Origin of the sequence: Photobacterium minamisatsumaniensis (assembly GCF_050336695.1) — a bacterium.
Taxonomy (GTDB): domain Bacteria; phylum Pseudomonadota; class Gammaproteobacteria; order Enterobacterales; family Vibrionaceae; genus Photobacterium; species Photobacterium minamisatsumaniensis.
In genome coordinates, this window is record NZ_JAKJSI010000010.1 from 50,624 (window position 1) to 69,222 (window position 18,599).

The following is an 18,599-nucleotide window of genomic DNA, read 5'->3' on the forward strand; positions in this document are numbered from 1 at the left end:
AGATTTTATTTGTGCTTGGTCAACGTTTGCCAGCAACAGTGGTGAAATTCAGTTGATTTCGAGGCCGGATTTTACCTACAGTGAGTTTTTACGGGTATCCAAGTTACCTCGAAATGACCACTTCAAGATAGTTACTTCAAGATGCAAGGTTCATGTTAGGCGTACTTGGGTATATAATACCTCGTTATTTTTGTCTCTCGGCACCTGTTAACTCACCGTATTGTGTGAAGTTTAACCAAATTGGCCGGGAAGGATTCAGCCGGTACATGGTTAAAGGTTGCTAGCCTGCCATGTATTTAGGAATGTTAGTAAACAGATCGGGAATTTCATATGCGCACCCAATATTGTGGTCACCTGAACAAGTCCCTAGCAGGGCAAACAGTAGAGTTATGCGGCTGGGTTAATCGTCGCCGTGATTTAGGCGGTCTTATCTTCGTTGATATGCGAGATCGTGAAGGTATTGTTCAGGTAGTTGTTGATCCGGATATGAAAGAAGTATTCGAAATTGCCAACCAACTGCGCAACGAATTCTGTATTCGTCTAACGGGTGAAGTACGTGTTCGTCCTGAAAGCCAAGTGAACAAAGACATGGCGACGGGCGAAGTTGAAATTCTGGCGAGTGGCCTAGAAATCATCAACCGTTCTGACGTGTTACCGCTTGACTTCAACCAGAAAAACACTGAAGAGCAGCGCCTAAAGTACCGTTACCTAGATCTTCGTCGTCCAGAAATGAGCGATCGTATTAAGCTACGTGCAAAAGCATCAAGCTTTGTTCGTCGTTTCCTAGACACTAACGAGTTCCTTGATATTGAAACGCCAGTACTGACGAAAGCGACACCAGAAGGTGCACGTGATTACTTGGTACCAAGCCGTGTTCATAAAGGTAGTTTCTACGCACTGCCACAATCACCACAGCTATTTAAGCAATTGCTGATGATGTCTGGTTTTGACCGTTACTACCAGATCGTTAAGTGTTTCCGTGATGAAGACTTACGTGCTGATCGCCAGCCAGAATTCACACAGATCGATATCGAAACATCGTTCATGTCTGCTGAGCAAGTACGTGGCATGACCGAGACTATGATCACTGAAATGTGGAAAGAGCTACTGAATGTAGATCTAGGCACATTCCCGATTATGCCATTTGCAGAAGCAATGCGCCGCTTCGGTTCAGACAAGCCAGATCTACGTAACCCACTAGAATTAGTGGACGTTGCTGATATTTTGAAAGATGTCGACTTCAAAGTTTTCTCTGGTCCTGCAAACGATGAAAAAGGCCGTGTTGCCGTTATCCGTGTTCCGGGTGGCGCAAAACTATCGCGTAAGCAAATCGACGAGTACACCAAGTTTGTTGGTATCTACGGTGCGAAAGGCTTGGCATGGATGAAAGTGAACGACCGTGAAGCAGGCTTCGAGGGTGTTCAATCTCCAGTGGCTAAGTTCCTTAATGAAGAGGTTGTTGCACAGTTGCTTGACCGTACTCAAGCGGAATCTGGCGATATCATTCTATTTGGGGCAGACAAAAAGCGTGTTGTTGAAGAAGCAATGGGCGCACTTCGTCTGAAAGTAGGTACAGATTTAGAGCTAACAGATACTAAGGCTTGGGCACCACTTTGGGTGATCGACTTCCCAATGTTCGAAGAAGATGGTGAAGGTAACTTGCATGCTATGCACCACCCATTCACTTCGCCTTTAGGTGTATCACCTGAAGAGCTAGCGTCGAACCCTGCAGCGGCAAACTCAAATGCTTACGATATGGTTATCAACGGCTATGAAGTGGGCGGCGGTTCTGTTCGTATTCACAATGCAGATATGCAGTCGACTGTGTTTAGCATTCTGGGTATTGAAGAAGACGAGCAAAAAGCGAAGTTTGGTTTCCTACTTGATGCACTGAAGTTCGGTACTCCACCGCATGCGGGTCTAGCATTTGGTTTAGACCGTTTGGTGATGCTGCTATGTGGTACTGATAACATTCGCGATGTTATTGCGTTCCCGAAAACAACAGCGGCTTCATGTCTTCTGACGAATGCACCAAGTTTAGCTAACCCAGCATCGCTAGAAGAACTGGCGATTGCGGTAGCGCTAGCGAAGAAAGACGACGCAGAGCAAGAATAATAAATTGCACTGAAAACAAACTGGCCGAAAGGCCAGTTTTTGTTTCTAATGTATATACCCTACATAGTGTGAAACTTGAGCAATTGATAGCTCAATTAAATCCGGAGAATGAAATGGCTGGTCACAGTAAATTTGCCAATATCAAACACCGTAAAGCCGCACAGGATGCGAAACGCGGTAAAATTTTCACGAAATTAATCCGTGAGATTGTTGTTGCTGCTAAAGAGGGCGGTGCTGAGCCCGATAACAATCCGCGTTTGCGCGCTGCAATTGATAAAGCATTATCAAACAATATGACTCGCGATACCGTAAACCGTGCTGTCAGCCGTGGTGCTGGTGGCGAGGGTGAAGATAACATGGAGACCGTGATCTATGAAGGTTACGGCCCTGCAGGTACTGCGGTTATGGTTGAATGTATGACCGACAATCGCAACCGTACCGTATCAGGTGTTCGCCATGCATTTTCAAAAGCCAATGGCAATCTAGGTACAGATGGTAGCGTAAACTATTTGTTTGATAAGAAAGGTGTGATCTCTTACGCAGCGGGCCTAGATGAAGACGCGATTATGGAAGCAGCGCTAGAAGGCGGTGCTGATGATGTAGAAACCAATGATGATGGTTCTATTGACGTGTTCACTACGCCATCTGATTTTGGTGTTGTTAAGGATGCGCTAGACGCGGCTGGGTTTGAAGCACAGAACGCGGAAGTAACGTTAGTACCTTCAACCAAAGCTGAACTTGATGTTGATACAGCACCCAAATTACTGCGTCTGATTGATGCACTAGAAGATTTGGATGATGTGCAGGAAGTTTACCATAATGGTGAAATTTCTGATGAGGTTGCAGAGCAACTGTAATCGTCAGGGTTACTTTTTCTCGCAGTCTCCTGATGAAGGAGCATGACTGAATGTCAGTCATTTTAGGGATCGACCCCGGCTCGCGTATTACCGGCTATGGTGTGATACGACAAGTAGGGCGTCATCTTGAATATCTTGGTAGTGGTTGTATCCGTACCTCTGTTGATGATATCCCGGGTCGCCTTAAGCAAATTTATGCCGGTGTATCCGAAGTGATAACCCAGTTCCAACCCGATGCATTTGCCATAGAAGAAGTCTTCATGGGTAAAAATGCCAGCTCGGCACTTAAGCTGGGCCAAGCGCGAGGCAGTGCCATTGTTGCTGCAGTTAATGCCGATTTACCCGTCAGTGAATATGCCGCTCGTTCGATTAAGCAAGCTGTGGTTGGCTCGGGGGGCGCTGATAAAGCGCAAGTCCAACATATGGTCTGTTCAGTCCTAAAACTGCCAGGTAAACCACAAGCCGATGCCGCAGATGCATTAGCGATTGCAATTTGTCATGCGCATACGCATAAGACACTCATTGCGATGGCTGGGCAAGCTCGGGGAGCAAAGCGCGGCCGTTATCGGTAATGAAGCAATAACAATGAATTACACCCGTTATTATGTAATTTATTAGAATGAGATTTAGATCAAAAAGCAGCCATCGGCTGCTTTTTTTGTTTGTTAATATATTGTTTAGTGGCATATATTGGTCGGAGGTCATACAACTATAATATAAGGAACATATTTCATGACCCCATTTGCAATATGGCGGGCATTATTTTTGCCGTCTTCACATAGCTGGAAACAGGAAGATGCGCGTTATGTGGAAACCCTTCTTTTTTTTACTCTACTCTCACTATTTGTTGGGTTGTACAGCCTAATCAAATGGTCTAATCATGGCCATGATTTACTAATTATGACTTCAGTCTTCCTGATTGGCTGTGAATTACTCGCTGGATTGGTATTACGTGTATTTCGAGCACCAGAAGTTGCGCTCAATATTGGTTTTTTAGGGATGGTGGTACATGCCTTCAATATCGTTTATCAAAGCGGAGGGGTCGTCGCCTCTACTCAGGCTTTTTGGATGCCTTTATTGGTGGTGGCATTCTTTCTTGCGGCAAGGCCGATCATGGCCGGAATATGGACCTCGATTGTTGTTCTGACAACTGGCTGGATGATTGATAAAGCCCTTTCTGGATATGATTTTCCGTTGATTGAGCTAACCACAACGGCAGAGCGACTGGATGTTTGGTCTGGCATTATGATGCCATTAATTGTTATTGGTATTGCGCAGGCATACACCGTTCGTCAACGGCAAAGTGCCATTTATGCCGCTGAAACCGCAAGGAAAGCGAGTCAAGATATTGCGACAAAGGCAAGTGAAGGCGAGCAGCATTTAACGACGGTGCTGCAACAAGCCAGTGATAATGCCAACCAACTAACTGAAGCGGCAAATAGCTTGGATCTACAATCGCAAACGCTTCACCAGCAAGTCAGCGGTTTAAATTTAAATTGCGACTCACAAGCAAGTGCCGCTGAACAAATGAATCAGCAAGTACAACAGCTTACTGTCGGTATCGATGAATCTGATAAATTTGTCACAGAGTTAAAATCTCGAAGCAGCACCATTCACCGTCAAGCGGAAACAAGCTCTGCATCGCTATATGCATCCACTGATGCCATTGGGCGGATTCTAAGCAGTAATGCTGAAATTATGTCAGTCGCAGATTTGATCACCTCTGTGGCGGAACAAACGAATTTATTGGCACTGAATGCTGCCATTGAAGCGGCTCGTGCTGGTGACCAAGGGCGTGGTTTTGCTGTTGTGGCTGATCAAGTCAGGGAGCTGTCCGCAAAAAGCAACCGTTCCGCGATAGAGATCCGCGCGTTACTTGAAACCAGCCGTAAAGAGGTTGAGCAGGGCAAAGCGATTGTAGAGGCCACCGCGAGTGAGTTGTCGGGTATTATCGAGCAGGTCAGTATTATCTCCAATGATGTAGCCCAACTGGCTGACACGATGGGGCATCAGGTCGAAGCATTGAAAGAATTAAATGTTGCCAGCAGTGCGGTGGCAAATGGCGTAGTTGAAACCAGCCAAGTGTCAGATTCTGTTGCTCAGCAGGGAGCCCAGCTTGCCAAGCAAGTTGAGAATCTCAAAGGTGTCGCTTCTAGCCTGAATGCCGCAGTCGGTGGGAGGTAGTCATAATACACTGCGAGCTCAAAAAGAGCTGGATATATATCCAGCTCTTTACTATCCTAAAGCCTATTTTGTGAATCAATAAAGAGAAGTTGCTGTGATAGGCCGACTACGTGGAACCATAATCGAAAAACAACCGCCTGAAGTCCTGATTGAAGTCGGTGGCATTGGCTATGAAGTCCAAATGCCAATGAGCTGTTTTTACGAATTGCCGGAAGTTGGCCAAGAAGCCGTACTCTCTATTCATTTCGTTGTGCGTGAAGATGCTCAACTTTTATATGGCTTTAATAAAAAGAGCGAGCGCGAGCTCTTTCGCGAAGTGATTAAAGCCAATGGCGTAGGGCCGAAGTTAGGGTTAGCCATCTTATCGGCCATGACGGCAAGTCAATTTGTATTAAGCGTTGAAAACGAAGATATCACGACCTTGGTTAAAATTCCGGGTGTCGGAAAGAAAACCGCAGAACGCTTAGTGGTTGAAATGAAAGACCGTCTTAAAGGCTGGGGCGAAGGCGATTTGTTTACCGCAGCGCTTGATACTGCCGCTTCAAACGCACCGGTACAAGATACTGTTTCTGCCGCGCGTGCGGAAGATGAGGCAGTAAGTGCATTGGTTGCACTAGGGTATAAGCCACAACAGGCATCTAAAGTGGTAGCACAGGTTGTTCAACCAGACATGACAAGTGAAGCGATTATTCGTGATGCACTGCGTTCTATGGTCTAAAGGTAGGTCATTATGATTGAAGCTGACCGACTGGTTGCCAACGACTTTCCTACCCCGCGTGAGGAAGATGTCATTGACCGCGCGATTCGCCCTAAACTGCTAGATGATTACCAAGGTCAAGACCATGTTCGTGGCCAAATGGAAATTTTCATACAAGCAGCAAAACTACGCGATGAAGCGTTAGATCATCTGTTGATCTTTGGTCCTCCAGGTTTAGGTAAGACAACATTGGCTAATATCGTTGCCAATGAAATGGGCGTAAGCATTCGTACGACATCAGGACCTGTTCTTGAAAAAGCGGGTGACTTAGCTGCGTTGTTGACCAACCTTGAAGAGAATGATGTCTTATTTATTGATGAAATCCACCGCTTAAGCCCGCAGGTTGAAGAGGTGTTGTATCCGGCAATGGAAGACTATCAGTTAGACATTATGATCGGTGAAGGGCCTGCAGCGCGTTCCATTAAAATTGATCTTCCACCATTTACGTTAATCGGTGCAACAACCCGCGCTGGCTCGTTGACCTCACCGCTGCGTGACCGCTTTGGTATTACCCAGCGTCTTGAGTATTACAAAGTAGACGATTTAAGAGATATCGTTCAGCGCAGTGCTAATTGTCTTAATCTTTCGTTGGAGTCTCAAGGGGCGATGGAAGTTGCGATGAGGGCACGTGGTACGCCTCGTATCGCGAACCGGTTATTACGCCGTGTGCGTGACTATGCTGAAGTAAAAGGCGATGGTCATATTTGCCCTGACATTGCGAGTAAAGCACTTGATATGTTAGATGTGGATAGTAGCGGTTTTGATTATATGGACCGCAAACTACTGATGGCTATTATAGACAAGTTTATGGGTGGTCCTGTGGGGCTTGATAACCTTGCTGCAGCAATCGGTGAAGAAAAAGATACCATCGAAGATGTCCTTGAGCCATACCTCATTCAGCAAGGCTACCTTCAGCGTACGCCGCGCGGGCGGATTGCCACCCATCGCGCCTATTTGCATTTTGGCTTAGATATTCCAGAGTCAAAGTAACAATTTCGGCATCTAAAAGATGTATATATAATGTAACAAAAAGCGAGGCCAGTTGGCCTCGCTTTTTTTATGTGCTCGTTTTGCTTGCAACTTGATACATGTCCCAGTGTTAAATTTACATTTATATGACAAATAACCAAGGGGCTAAACCGGAATTGCTTAGTGAGTGCAAGCTTACTCACAGAATAGTGCTTATTTAGTGAGCGTTTTCTAGCGGTGGTTTTTGTACATCTCTGTAAAACTTGGCTGATAGAGTGCAATCACTTTCTCAATAAAACGAGCCATAACGACGTCCTCATCTAAAAAAATCGATTGTGGGGAAGCAGCATACAGTCCACGCAAAAGGCGACTTTTATTGTCTGGGTGGCATAATCTGTTTCTGCGGCTGATTATAGGCGTTTTGCCTAATGGAAAAAGAGATTATTATTATCAATTTGGATTAGATTAACTAATGCGACTGGTGTGGGTAGAATCTTTATATAGCCCATTAAATCAGGCTTATTTATCGGTTTTATTATTGATGTATGAGCTGAGTCACAAGTTGATTCTGCCTTTTTTCTAAGGTCAGTATTGATGATATATGACGTTTTAAAACAGAATATGAAAGGGCATGAATCTGACGGTGAAAGTTATGATAAACCTTGAGTTTACTAGCAATTTTGGTTGTTATTTTGGGAATGCATTTACTTGATCTAGATCAATCAAAAGCCAGTCGATTAAATTTTGAACAGTGTTTATTGATATTCATCAAAGAAAATTGTGCGATAAATTCATTGAGACCAACCCCGAATGTAAGTAATATTAGCAATGACTTTATTAGCTGTAGCTTAACAACAAATTAACTAATTTGGCACAGGATCGCAACATATCAAGGATGCCGTTATTTGATAACTAACGAGCAACCAGGAAGGTGAATAATTGCGGTTATGTTAGCTACTTTGCTACGCCCAACCATCGGTACACTTGTTGTTGTACTGTCGCCATTCAGCCTGGCGAAAAAAGGAGTTCTCAATGTTCACTGATATCGTCGAACTATCGCGGTTACAGTTCGCATTAACTGCGATGTTCCACTTTTTGTTCGTCCCCTTGACTCTTGGTCTTGCATTTTTGCTTGCCATTATGGAGTCAGTTTACGTAATGACCGGAAAGCAAATCTACAAGGACATGACCAAGTTCTGGGGTAAGCTTTTTGCGATCAACTTTGCTCTTGGTGTATCCACGGGTCTTACCATGGAGTTTCAGTTCGGTACTAACTGGGCTTATTACTCTCACTATGTTGGTGATATTTTCGGTGCGCCTTTGGCTATCGAAGCACTTGTTGCCTTCTTCCTTGAATCTACCTTAGTTGGCCTATTCTTCTTTGGCTGGGATCGATTATCTAAGCGTCAGCACCTTACTGTCACTTGGTTAGTCGCTCTTGGTTCTAACTTCTCGGCGCTATGGATTCTAGTTGCGAATGGTTGGATGCAGAACCCTGTTGGTGCAGAGTTCAACTTCGAAACCATGCGCATGGAAATGGTAAGTTTTGCGGAAGTTGTTCTTAACCCCGTTGCGCAGGTGAAATTTGTTCACACTGTTGCATCAGGTTACGTAACGGGCGCGATGTTCGTTCTGTCTATCAGTTCGTACTACATTCTGAAAGGCCGTGATATTGCGTTTGCTCGTCGTTCATTCGCGATTGCAGCTGCATTCGGTATTGCATCTATTTTATCTGTAATCGTACTTGGTGATGAATCTGGCTATGAGCTAGGTGATGTTCAGAAAACGAAGCTAGCAGCGATTGAAGCGGAATGGCATACAGAAGAAGCACCAGCCGCTTTCACGTTGTTTGGTATCCCGAACCAAGAAACGATGGAAACCGATTACGCGATTAAAATCCCATACTTAATGGGCATCATCGCTACCCGTTCTATCGATACTGAAGTGACTGGCTTACGTGATCTGAAAGACGAGCACGAAGTACGTATACGTAACGGTATGGTTGCTTATGGTTTACTCGAAAAACTACGTGCCGGTGAACGAACGCCAGAAAACATTGCAGCATTTGACGCGGTGAAACACGATTTAGGCTATGGCTACTTGGTTAAGCCATATGCTGACAACGTTGTTGATGCAACCGATGAGCACATTTCACAAGCTGCTGATGACTCAATCCCAACAGTATGGCCGTTGTTCTGGAGCTTCCGTATCATGGTTGCTTGTGGCTTTATTATGCTTGGTATTATTGGTGCTGCATTTATTCAGTCTTGCCGTCATAAGATCACTGAAAACAAATGGGTTCTGAAAGCAGCATTATACGGTTTACCGCTGCCGTGGATTGCTATCGAAGCTGGTTGGTTTGTCGCTGAGTATGGACGTCAACCATGGGCAGTTGGTGAAATTTTACCGGTGTCGATGGCCGTTTCACATCTTCAACCGTCAGATGTTATTACCTCATTAATTGCAATTATTGCTCTTTACACAGCGTTCCTAGTTGCTGAGATGTACCTGATGATCAAGTTTACTCGTCTAGGTCCAAGCAGCTTGAAAACAGGCCGCTACCATTTTGAACAGAACGATTCAGCACAGAATGCAGTTTCGCGTCAAGTTGAAGTATAAGCAGGGAGTACTGAGCAATGTTTGAATATGAAGTATTGCGATTCATCTGGTGGGCGTTGATCGGTGTGTTATGCATCGGCTTCGCTGTTACCGATGGGTTTGATATGGGTGTTGGTGTGCTGTCTCGTGTAATCGGTAAGACAGACTCTGAACGTCGAGTAATGATCAACTCAATCGCCCCGCACTGGGATGGTAACCAAGTATGGCTTATCACTGCTGGTGGTGCGCTGTTTGCAGCTTGGCCTCTGGTTTATGCAACTGCATTTTCCGGCTTTTATTTTGCAATGATCATAACGCTAGCGGCACTTTGGTTACGTCCAATTGGCTTTGACTACCGTTCTAAAATTGAAAACCCACAGTGGCGTGAATCATGGGATAAAGCGATCTTTGTTGGTAGCTTTGTTCCACCCGTTATCTTTGGTGTTGCGTTCGGTAATTTACTTCAGGGCGTGCCGTTTGAGTTAAGCGAGTTTTTGGTCCCGACCTATAAAGGATCATTCTTTGGTTTGCTTAACCCGTTTGCACTATTGTGTGGCATCGTCAGTATCTTAATGATCACGACCCAAGGTGCTGCTTATTTGCAAATGAAAACTACTGACGCTCTTCGTGAGCGTGCTCGTCGTGTTGCGATGATCACTTCTGTCGCGACTGCAGCGTGTTTTGCGATTGCTGGTATCTGGGCTCAGAGCATTGAAGGCTACGTGATCACTTCGGAAATTATTAAAGATGCACCTTCGAACCCACTAACGAAAGAAGTCATTCGTCAGTCTGGTGCGCTATTTAATAACTTCGATGCTTACCCACTATTGTGGATTGCGCCTGCTCTAGCGGTATTTATGCCTCTTCTGACGTTACTACTGTCACGTGCTAACCGTTGTGCATTGGCATTTGTGACCTCAAGCCTAACAATGACTGGTGTGATTTTAACTGCGGGTTTTGCATTATTCCCGTTCGTAATGCCATCAAGCCTTGTACCAGCACACAGCTTAACGATGTGGGACTCAACCTCATCTGAGCTAACGCTGAACATCATGACTGGTGTTGCTGCGGTAATGGTACCCATCGTTCTCGGCTACACAACATGGTGTTACTACAAAATGTTTGGTCGCCTTGATACCAAATATATTGAAGACAACAAGAACTCACTGTACTAAGGAGACTGACTATGTGGTATTTCGCTTGGATCCTGGGTGTGCTGCTTGCTTGCTCGTTCGGTATCATTAACGCGTTGTGGCTAGAAGCAACAGAAAATATGGACAAAGAGACCGGTGAGTAATCTCAATCTCTGGGTGAAGCGTGTTCATCAGTGGGTAGATATTGCTCCACTGCGTTTGTTGGCTTTGATGCTGTCAATAGCCACCGCAGGGCTGGTGATTTGGGAACCGACACTCTTTGCTCAGGCGATTGGCGGATTTGGACCTGTGATCTCGCCAGCCTTGATATGGGCAACATGTTCAGCAATGGTCTTCGGTGTTGGGTTTGTTCCACACCGTTGGTACTGGCAGGTATTTTTTACCCCGTATATCTCATTGCCAATTATGCTTTATATTATGTGGCTTCGCTTAGGTTGATAGCAGTAGCTACCATTGCTAAGTGAAAATTGAAAAGCCCAGAGCAGCAATGCTCTGGGCTTTTTTCTGACTAAAAATCAGACAAATAATGATGAATTATTCAAATCATGGTTTATTCATATTCTGGATTAAGTGACCCAGACATCAAAAAAATGAATGATTTGTAAGTGTTCGTCACATGATAATTCCATTGTGATAAGCAATTTAGGTATAGTAAGCCACTAACTGTAGATACCTGCTTGATTCTAAGTAGATAGCCACAACAACGTAGGTAATCATGACCGAAGACAATGCCTTTGAATGGCCAATAACGGTTTATTACGAAGATACAGATGTAGGTGGGCTGGTTTATCATGCCAACTACATTAAATTTTTTGAACGAGCCAGAACTGAACTCTTCAGAAGTTTTGGTGTCAGTCTTAACGACCTATTTGCGTCTAAAGTCAGTTTTGTTATTCGTCATATTGAGATTGACTACTTCAAAGGTGCCAAGTTAGACGAACAATTAGTTGTAAAGACATGGACGAACAATATACGTCGTGCCTCTATCGAGTTCTGTCAGGTTTTAGTTAACAATGAAGGGCTGATATTGTGTAAAGCACTGATTCAGGTAGCCTGTGTGCATCCTGATACCCTGAAGCCTATTAAGATTCCAGAAAAAATTATGTCGGAGATATCCAAGTGAACGCTGAACTTTCGATTTTAGACCTATTTCTGCAGGCGAGCCTGCTGGGTAAGGTTGTCGTACTTATTTTGATGGGTATGTCTGTTGCATCTTGGGCGATGATTATCAAGCGCTCTCAAGTGCTATCTCAGGCAAAGACGAATGTAGAGCGTTTTGAAGACCGGTTTTGGTCTGGTGTCGATTTATCGCAACTTTACCAAGAAGTACAGGCACGTAAAGATAGCCTGACTGGTACTGAACAAATTTTCCATGCAGGCTTCAAAGAGTTTGCCCGTTTGCACCGTAATAATGGCAAGGCGCCGGAAGCGGTAATGGAAGGGACGGGACGTGCCATGCGCGTTGCACTGTCGCGCGAAGTCGAAGAACTTGAAACCAGCTTGCCATTTTTAGCGACGGTTGGTTCAATCAGCCCATATATCGGTCTGTTTGGTACTGTATGGGGTATTATGCATGCATTCATCGCACTCGGTGCAGTAAAGCAAGCGACGTTGCAAATGGTTGCTCCGGGTATTGCAGAATCGTTGATTGCAACGGCTATCGGTTTGTTTGCCGCGATCCCTGCCGTTATGTTTTTCAATAAACTGACAAATCAAGTTTCAAAGCTTGAGCACGATTATGCAACGTTCATGGAAGAGTTTTCTAGCATCTTGCACCGCCAGGCGTTTGCTGCTCACGAGGAGTAAATTGCATGGTCTATCAACCTAAGAAGCGTAAAATAACTTGTGAGATCAATGTTGTCCCTTATATCGACGTGATGTTTGTATTGTTGATCGTATTTATGGTCACAGCGCCATTTATTACCCAGGGGGTCGATGTTGATCTGCCGGCCACTTCGACAGCGAAGACGGCTGCAGATCTGATCGGTGAAAATAGTAATAAATCCCCGATCATTGTGGAGGTGAACCAAGATGGTAATCTTGGTTTGAGTGTTGATGATCAGGATATGGTACGTGGACTTGGCTTAAATGAGCTACTTACCCGAGTACGTGCTGAATTACAGCTAAACCCTGAGTCTACCGTATTGGTCGGTGGAGATGCTCGTGCGCCGTATTCTTATATCATTGAGACGCTCGATGCACTAAGTCAGGCCGGTGTAGGGTCTGTAGGCTTGATGACTGAGCCACTGGAACAGTAAATAGGCGGGTAGGATGAAGAAGAACGACTACAGTGCCGCCGTCATTATTTCGTTACTTATGCATGGTTTACTGGTCGCAATGCTGTTGTGGGGCTCGGATTTCGTGATGACAAAACGCGAACCTGCGGGGAATATTATCAAAGCGGTAGTTGTTGACCCAGCGTTGGTCAATCAGCAAGCTCAGCGTATCCGCCAGCAACGAGAAGCGGCAAAGCAAGCTGAACAAGATCGCTTAAAGCGACTAGAGCAGCAAGCCGCAGCATTAGAACAGCAGCGGCAGAATGAAGAGCAGCGATTACGCCAGCTAAAAGCAGATAAGCTAAAAGCTGAAAAAGCAGCGCGAGATGCAGAAGAAGATCGTAAACGGATTGCGGTCGAAAGAGAGCGTGCCGCTGAAGCAAAGCGCAAAGCTGATAATGAAAAACGCAAAGCCGATGAAGCCGCCCGTGTTGCTCGTAAACAAGCAGCTGAAGCGGAAGCTGATCGTAAAGCGAAACAAGAAGCAGCCCGCCAAGCGGAAGCTGAGCGTAAAAAGCAAGTTGAGCAACAGCGTAAAGCTGAAGCCGCTAAACGCAAGGCTGAAGCAGATGCAAAACGTGCGGAAGAAGAACGCCAAGCTCAGGTAGCGGCGAAGAAAAAAGCCGAAGAGGAAGCTCGACAGGCTGAAGCTGCGCGTAAGGAAGCGGAGCGTAAAGCCGCCGTTGCACGCGAGGCTCAAAAGCAACAAGAAGCAGCATTGAATGACATGTTTGCTGGGCTTGAAGCTGAAACCGAACAGCGTGGGGGAGCGAGAGGTCAATTTGTTGCTGATGAAACCCAGCGCTATGGCGCTATCTATACTCAGATGATCCAACAGAACTTATTAGTAGAGCGGAGCTTTATTGGTAAAGAGTGTGTGATTCGTATGCGCTTATCAGCGAACGGATTGGTACTTGATGCCTCTGAAGAAGAGGGTGATCGTAACTTATGCCAAGCAGCGAAAGCGGCAGTGGTAAAAGTTAGCCAGTTCCCGATGCCAGAAGACCCAGCAGTGGTAGAAAGGCTGCGCGGTATTCGGTTGATTGTAAGCCCACAATGATGAAGGAGTTGTTATGAAACGTTGGTTAATGGGCTTGTGTATTGCTCTTCTGAGTTTTAGCCAAGTCGCACAAGCTGAATTGGAACTGGTCATTACCGAAGGTATTGATTCTGCACGCCCTATCGGTGTAGTGCCTTTCCAGTGGGAAGGTGAGGGCAAAATGCCGACTGATATATCGGCAGTTGTTGCTTCTGACTTACGTCGAAGCGGTAAGTTTTCGCCAGTGGCAACGAGTAAGATGCCACAAACCCCATACGGTGAAGAGCAAGTTAACTATAACGCATGGACATCGCTTGGTGTTGATGCGCTGGTTACAGGGAAAGTTAGTTTAAATGCCGATGGTAACTACGTTATTCACTACCAGCTTATTGATTTGGTACGTGGGCAGTTAACCAGTGGTGAGAGCCGAGGCCTTGAAAATGGTGAGTTGGTACTGACTAAAGATCACCTGCTAATCAATAACCGAGCCACGGTAAAAGAACCCCGTTTACGCCAATATGCACACCGTATTTCTGATGTAGTATATGAAAAGCTGACTGGTGAAAAAGGGGCTTTTCTAACGCGTATTGCGTATGTTGTGATTGATGATAAGTCCCAATACCCATATCAGCTCCGTGTGGCTGATTACGATGGATATAATGCCCGTTTGGTGCTGAAATCTCAGCAGCCATTGATGTCACCAGCTTGGTCGCCTGATGGCAGCAAATTGGCTTATGTGAGTTTTGAGAATCAACAAGCTCAGCTATTTATTATGGATATCTATAAGGGCACGCGTGAAATGGTGACCTCTTACCCTCGTCATAATGGTAGCCCCCGTTTCTCGCCAGATGGTAAAAAGCTTGCGATGGTATTGTCGAAAAGCGGTAGTTTACAGGTCTACATTAAAGACCTTGAAACCAAAGAGCTGACGCAGATCACTCGAGGCCGAGCGAATAATACTGAAGCATTTTGGGATCCCTCTGGCGACTCGATGATTTTCACCTCAGACAGAGGTGGTAAACCACAGATATATCGAGTAAATTTAGCTGATGGTTCGACTAAGCGCCTTACGTGGCAAGGAAGTCAGAACCTAGGTGGTCAATTGACACCTGATGGAAAGTTTTTGGTGATGGTTCATCGGTCTGATGCTGGTTATAACATTGCAAAGCAAGACTTAAAAACTGGCGCGGTACAGATTTTAACAAAGACATTTTTGGACGAATCACCGAGTATTTCACCGAACGGTGGGATGGTGATTTACAGTTCAGTGAATAATAAATCGAACGAGCTGTCATTAGTGTCTATTGATGGACGATTCAAAGCAAGGTTACCTGCAACGAACGGTCGGGTAAGGGCTCCAGCTTGGGGACCATTCCTGTAAATTCGAGCATTTAGATATAAAAAAGGAAAAAAAATGCAACTGAATAAAGTTTTAAAGGGACTGGCAATTGCGCTGCCAATGTTTACTCTTGCGGCATGTAGTTCAAGCGAAAGCACTGATAGCTCTGCAGCTTCTGAAACAAACACAGGTACAGGAACTGAGCAGTCAACAACAGTTGCAACACCTGTTGACTCAGGTTCTGCAGCACTTTCTGAGCAAGAGCTACGCAGCCAGGAGCTACGTCAAGAGCAAACAATTTACTTCAAATTTGATAACTCTGAGATTCAACCAGACTATCAAGAGATGCTAACAGCACACGCAGATTACCTACGTGATAACACTGCTGTAAAAGTCATTGTTGAAGGTCATGCTGATGAGCGCGGTACGCCTGAATACAACATTGCACTGGGTGAACGCCGTGCAAATGCTGTAGCAACGTACCTTCAGACTCTGGGTGTTTCAGCAAGCCAAATCTCACTAGTTAGCTACGGTGAAGAAAAGCCACTAGTACTTGGCCACACTGAAGCTGATTATGCTAAGAACCGTCGTTCGGTTCTTGTTTACTAAGCGAAGGTTAACATTATGAACAGTAACACAATGCGCTCTATCGCATTAACGTTGCTGGTTGGTGCGGCGACCCATGCGGTCGCCGCACCTGCTCCTGTTACTGAATTAAGTGGTAGCAGTGCGCAGGGCGGTAGCCTAGAACGTCTGGAAAGGATGATTGAGGCTCGCAACCAAGTGCAGCTGGGTATGCAGCGACAGTTGGATCAGCTGTCAACCGAAATGGATGAATTACGCGGGATCGTTGAACGTAATAGCCATGACCTTAGTCAAATGCTAGAACGTCAGCGCGAGCTGTATCGTGACGTGGATGCGCTCAGTCGCCAACCGCAAGCGAAGTCTGCAGCTACGCCTGCAGAAGAAAGCAAATCGTCTGAAACCTACTCCAGTAATCTAAGTGAAAACGAAGCTTATGAGTCTGCCGTTAATCTGATCTTAAAAGAAAAAGATTACACGGGAGCAATTACTGCATTTAAAGGGTTCCTCACGACATACCCTGAGTCTGCTTATAAGCCAAATGCACATTACTGGCTAGGGCAACTTTTCTTTACCCAAAGCCAATTACCTGAAGCCGAAGAGCAGTTTAAAGCTGTGGCAAGCTTTAGTGATTCCAACAAGCGAGCAGATGCCTTGTTAAAGTTGGGTATTATTGCTGAGCGTAGTAAGAAAATAGAGGAAGCGAAGAAGTATTACCAAGAGGTGATATCTAGCTACCCAGACTCAACGAGCTCACGACAAGCAGCAAACAACTTGAAGCAGCTCTGATCTAATTCAAGTTTTTGAATTCCTGCACCTCTATTTGAGGTACTTAAAAAGGCCAGTTTTCTGGCCTTTTTTGATCCGTGCATCTTAATGAGTTTGCGGTGTATAATGACCGGATTGGTATAAGGACAGCAGACAGAGCAATTGAGCCATGAGCCTAACATTTGACCCTTCAGAAATGGTTTACCCGTTTCCACCTAAGCCGACCCCGCTGACTGTCGATGAACAGCAGACGTATAAAGCTAAAATAAAAGCATTGCTTGCTGAAAAGAACGCAGTGCTTGTCGCCCACTACTATACTGATCCTGAAATTCAGGCATTGGCAGAAGAAACAGGTGGTTTTGTTGGTGATTCGCTTGAAATGGCGAAATTTGGTAACCAACACCCTGCGCAGACGCTTGTGATCTGCGGGGTAAGATTTATGGGTGAATCAGCAAAAATATTGACGCCAGAAAAACAGGTATTGATGCCAACATTAGAGGCTGAGTGCTCGCTCGATCTAGGTTGTCCTGCTGATAAATTCTCAGAATTCTGCGATGCTCATCCTGACCATATGGTTGTGGTATACGCAAATACATCCGCTGCTGTAAAAGCCCGTGCAGATTGGGTTGTAACATCAAGTATTGCATTAGAGATTGTTGAGCACCTTGATAGTGAAGGTAAAGATATCATTTGGGGGCCAGACCGCCATTTAGGTTCTTACATTCAAAAACAAACGGGTGCTGACATGTTGTTGTGGCAGGGCGAGTGCATCGTACATGATGAATTCTCGGCCAAAGCGCTCCGTGACATGAAAAATGTTTACCCAGATGCGGCTATTCTGGTGCACCCAGAGTCACCGGAGAGTGTCGTCGCTCTCGCTGATGCTGTTGGCTCTACCAGCCAATTGATCAAAGCGGCGAAAGAGCTACCGAACCGACAGTTAATTGTGGCAACAGATAAAGGCATTTTCTTTAAAATGCAGCAAATGGTGCCGGGTAAAGAACTCATTGAAGCACCAACTGCGGGGGCTGGCGCGACTTGCCGTAGCTGTGCACACTGCCCGTGGATGGCAATGAACGGCCTGAAAGCGATTGAGCAAAGTTTACGTGCTGGTGGTGAACAGCATGAAATCTTTGTTGACGAAGCATTGCGGGTTAAATCATTGATCCCACTTAATCGTATGCTGGATTTTGCGGCACAACTGCAAAATAGGTAATCATTTACGGTTATACTCTTAATTGATATATGAAAAAGGCGACCTCAGGTCGCCTTTTTGCTTTTCTGTACGATTATCGCAGGGCGTTACGCTTCTTCAACGATAGCATGCGCGCGAAGCGTTAAGCCCGCTAACATGGTTGGCACTGACGTATGAATCTCTTCGAATTGTGCTAACCCATCAGCGCCTTCTTGAGATAATGCCTCCATTGCGTTCTCTGGATCATAAAGCAGGCTGAAACAAAGCAATACACCCCCTAATAGGGCATTGTCTTCGCTATCCTCTGGCATAATTGTATCCCAGTCATCACGTGCTAACTGCCAGCCTTGTAGTAGGCCTTCAGAAAATTCACGCGTTGCTGCTGAGACAATCTCTTTATCGTCGAGTGTACAGCCTTCTGGCCACTGCCATGTACCTGTTAATAGGGCTTCTCGGCTTTCATTCCATAGGTTGATGATCGCGTTAGCGTACGCTTCAAGATCTTCCTGACTTGTGAATGGTGAGTTTTCTTCTCCACCCCACATAAACGCTAGCCACTCGCTAGGGTTAATTAGATGCGGAGCAGCAGCCATTGCAACAACAAAGCCATGGGTTTGGGCTTCAGAAAGCAGTTGCTCAGCCAGTTGCGGATTATTTAGCAACTCACGTAAAGATGAAGACATAGGACTCTCTTAGGATAATAGGATCACTCAATAGTGGCAGTTAGCGGCAACTATTACTGTTTTAGTTTAGCGTTATTGTAACA

The 18,599-nt window shown here is 45.4% G+C and carries 19 protein-coding genes; 18 read left to right on the top strand and 1 reads right to left on the bottom strand.

Features of this window, described 5'->3' with window-relative positions:
* Positions 1–330 precede the first annotated feature (330 nt).
* From aspS to nadA, 18 genes are all read left to right on the top strand, one after another.
* On the top strand, positions 331–2,115 hold the full coding sequence (gene aspS, locus L4D78_RS00625) for an aspartate--tRNA ligase (protein ID WP_428465157.1): 1,785 nt from the start codon (positions 331–333) through the stop codon (positions 2,113–2,115).
* A 113-nt stretch (positions 2,116–2,228) separates the two neighbouring features.
* The gene (locus L4D78_RS00630) at positions 2,229–2,972 is read left to right on the top strand and encodes a YebC/PmpR family DNA-binding transcriptional regulator (RefSeq protein WP_428465158.1); all 744 of its coding nucleotides are present in this window, start codon (positions 2,229–2,231) and stop codon (positions 2,970–2,972) included.
* 50 nt (positions 2,973–3,022) lie between these two features.
* Positions 3,023–3,544 carry a crossover junction endodeoxyribonuclease RuvC gene (gene ruvC / locus L4D78_RS00635; RefSeq protein ID WP_428455754.1) on the top strand — a complete coding sequence of 174 codons (522 nt, stop codon included), beginning with the start codon at positions 3,023–3,025 and terminating at the stop codon, positions 3,542–3,544.
* Between the two features lie 160 nt (positions 3,545–3,704).
* The gene (locus tag L4D78_RS00640; RefSeq protein ID WP_428465159.1) at positions 3,705–5,156 is read left to right on the top strand and encodes a methyl-accepting chemotaxis protein; all 1,452 of its coding nucleotides are present in this window, start codon (positions 3,705–3,707) and stop codon (positions 5,154–5,156) included.
* Positions 5,157–5,250: 94 nt separating this feature from the next.
* Complete coding sequence (gene ruvA / locus L4D78_RS00645; protein WP_428465160.1) at positions 5,251–5,874, top strand: Holliday junction branch migration protein RuvA; 624 nt, start codon at positions 5,251–5,253, stop codon at positions 5,872–5,874.
* Between the two features lie 12 nt (positions 5,875–5,886).
* On the top strand, positions 5,887–6,903 hold the full coding sequence (gene ruvB / locus L4D78_RS00650; RefSeq protein WP_428465161.1) for a Holliday junction branch migration DNA helicase RuvB: 1,017 nt from the start codon (positions 5,887–5,889) through the stop codon (positions 6,901–6,903).
* A gap of 1,011 nt (positions 6,904–7,914) precedes the next feature.
* Complete coding sequence (cydA, locus tag L4D78_RS00655; RefSeq protein WP_428455750.1) at positions 7,915–9,501, top strand: cytochrome ubiquinol oxidase subunit I; 1,587 nt, start codon at positions 7,915–7,917, stop codon at positions 9,499–9,501.
* 17 nt (positions 9,502–9,518) lie between these two features.
* A complete protein-coding gene (gene cydB / locus L4D78_RS00660; protein WP_428465162.1) occupies positions 9,519–10,655 on the top strand; it encodes a cytochrome d ubiquinol oxidase subunit II in 1,137 nt (378 codons plus the stop codon).
* A gap of 11 nt (positions 10,656–10,666) precedes the next feature.
* Entirely contained in the window at positions 10,667–10,777 is a 111-nt protein-coding gene (cydX, locus tag L4D78_RS00665; RefSeq protein ID WP_428455748.1) for a cytochrome bd-I oxidase subunit CydX, read from the top strand.
* Positions 10,770–11,072, top strand: a complete 303-nt coding sequence (gene ybgE, locus L4D78_RS00670) for a cyd operon protein YbgE (protein WP_428465163.1) — start codon at positions 10,770–10,772, stop codon at positions 11,070–11,072. Before cydX ends, ybgE begins: the two co-directional genes overlap by 8 nt.
* A 277-nt stretch (positions 11,073–11,349) precedes the next feature.
* Positions 11,350–11,757, top strand: coding sequence for a tol-pal system-associated acyl-CoA thioesterase (gene ybgC, locus L4D78_RS00675; RefSeq protein ID WP_428465164.1), 408 nt, complete (start codon positions 11,350–11,352; stop codon positions 11,755–11,757).
* Positions 11,754–12,440, top strand: a complete 687-nt coding sequence (gene tolQ, locus L4D78_RS00680; protein WP_428465165.1) for a protein TolQ — start codon at positions 11,754–11,756, stop codon at positions 12,438–12,440. Before ybgC ends, tolQ begins: the two co-directional genes overlap by 4 nt.
* 5 nt (positions 12,441–12,445) lie before the next feature.
* On the top strand, positions 12,446–12,892 hold the full coding sequence (locus L4D78_RS00685) for an ExbD/TolR family protein (protein WP_428465166.1): 447 nt from the start codon (positions 12,446–12,448) through the stop codon (positions 12,890–12,892).
* A 13-nt stretch (positions 12,893–12,905) separates the two neighbouring features.
* Positions 12,906–13,970, top strand: a complete 1,065-nt coding sequence (gene tolA, locus L4D78_RS00690) for a cell envelope integrity protein TolA (protein ID WP_428465167.1) — start codon at positions 12,906–12,908, stop codon at positions 13,968–13,970.
* A 13-nt stretch (positions 13,971–13,983) separates the two neighbouring features.
* A complete protein-coding gene (gene tolB, locus L4D78_RS00695; protein WP_428465168.1) occupies positions 13,984–15,330 on the top strand; it encodes a Tol-Pal system beta propeller repeat protein TolB in 1,347 nt (448 codons plus the stop codon).
* Between the two features lie 33 nt (positions 15,331–15,363).
* The gene (gene pal, locus L4D78_RS00700) at positions 15,364–15,897 is read left to right on the top strand and encodes a peptidoglycan-associated lipoprotein Pal (protein WP_428465169.1); all 534 of its coding nucleotides are present in this window, start codon (positions 15,364–15,366) and stop codon (positions 15,895–15,897) included.
* A 15-nt stretch (positions 15,898–15,912) separates the two neighbouring features.
* Positions 15,913–16,659, top strand: a complete 747-nt coding sequence (gene ybgF, locus L4D78_RS00705) for a tol-pal system protein YbgF (protein ID WP_428465170.1) — start codon at positions 15,913–15,915, stop codon at positions 16,657–16,659.
* A gap of 148 nt (positions 16,660–16,807) precedes the next feature.
* Positions 16,808–17,854 (top strand): quinolinate synthase NadA, encoded by a 1,047-nt coding sequence (nadA, locus tag L4D78_RS00710; protein WP_428465171.1) that lies wholly within the window; start codon positions 16,808–16,810, stop codon positions 17,852–17,854.
* 86 nt (positions 17,855–17,940) lie between these two features.
* Here nadA and L4D78_RS00715 read toward each other — a convergent pair whose 3' ends face one another.
* Positions 17,941–18,516, bottom strand: coding sequence for a UPF0149 family protein (locus L4D78_RS00715; RefSeq protein WP_428465172.1), 576 nt, complete (start codon positions 18,514–18,516; stop codon positions 17,941–17,943).
* Positions 18,517–18,599: the final 83 nt, after the last annotated feature.

What these genes read in the sequence shown, in the direction of transcription:
- aspS (WP_428465157.1), top strand. Translation starts at nt 331, where the DNA reads ATGCGCACCCAATATTGTGGTCACCTGAACAAGTCCCTAGCAGGGCAA.
- L4D78_RS00630 (WP_428465158.1), top strand. Translation starts at nt 2,229, where the DNA reads ATGGCTGGTCACAGTAAATTTGCCAATATCAAACACCGTAAAGCCGCA.
- ruvC (WP_428455754.1), top strand. Translation starts at nt 3,023, where the DNA reads ATGTCAGTCATTTTAGGGATCGACCCCGGCTCGCGTATTACCGGCTAT.
- L4D78_RS00640 (WP_428465159.1), top strand. Translation starts at nt 3,705, where the DNA reads ATGACCCCATTTGCAATATGGCGGGCATTATTTTTGCCGTCTTCACAT.
- ruvB (WP_428465161.1), top strand. Translation starts at nt 5,887, where the DNA reads ATGATTGAAGCTGACCGACTGGTTGCCAACGACTTTCCTACCCCGCGT.
- cydA (WP_428455750.1), top strand. Translation starts at nt 7,915, where the DNA reads ATGTTCACTGATATCGTCGAACTATCGCGGTTACAGTTCGCATTAACT.
- cydB (WP_428465162.1), top strand. Translation starts at nt 9,519, where the DNA reads ATGTTTGAATATGAAGTATTGCGATTCATCTGGTGGGCGTTGATCGGT.
- cydX (WP_428455748.1), top strand. Translation starts at nt 10,667, where the DNA reads ATGTGGTATTTCGCTTGGATCCTGGGTGTGCTGCTTGCTTGCTCGTTC.
- ybgC (WP_428465164.1), top strand. Translation starts at nt 11,350, where the DNA reads ATGACCGAAGACAATGCCTTTGAATGGCCAATAACGGTTTATTACGAA.
- L4D78_RS00685 (WP_428465166.1), top strand. Translation starts at nt 12,446, where the DNA reads ATGGTCTATCAACCTAAGAAGCGTAAAATAACTTGTGAGATCAATGTT.
- tolA (WP_428465167.1), top strand. Translation starts at nt 12,906, where the DNA reads ATGAAGAAGAACGACTACAGTGCCGCCGTCATTATTTCGTTACTTATG.
- tolB (WP_428465168.1), top strand. Translation starts at nt 13,984, where the DNA reads ATGAAACGTTGGTTAATGGGCTTGTGTATTGCTCTTCTGAGTTTTAGC.
- pal (WP_428465169.1), top strand. Translation starts at nt 15,364, where the DNA reads ATGCAACTGAATAAAGTTTTAAAGGGACTGGCAATTGCGCTGCCAATG.
- ybgF (WP_428465170.1), top strand. Translation starts at nt 15,913, where the DNA reads ATGAACAGTAACACAATGCGCTCTATCGCATTAACGTTGCTGGTTGGT.
- nadA (WP_428465171.1), top strand. Translation starts at nt 16,808, where the DNA reads ATGAGCCTAACATTTGACCCTTCAGAAATGGTTTACCCGTTTCCACCT.
- L4D78_RS00715 (WP_428465172.1), bottom strand. Translation starts at nt 18,516, where the DNA reads ATGTCTTCATCTTTACGTGAGTTGCTAAATAATCCGCAACTGGCTGAG.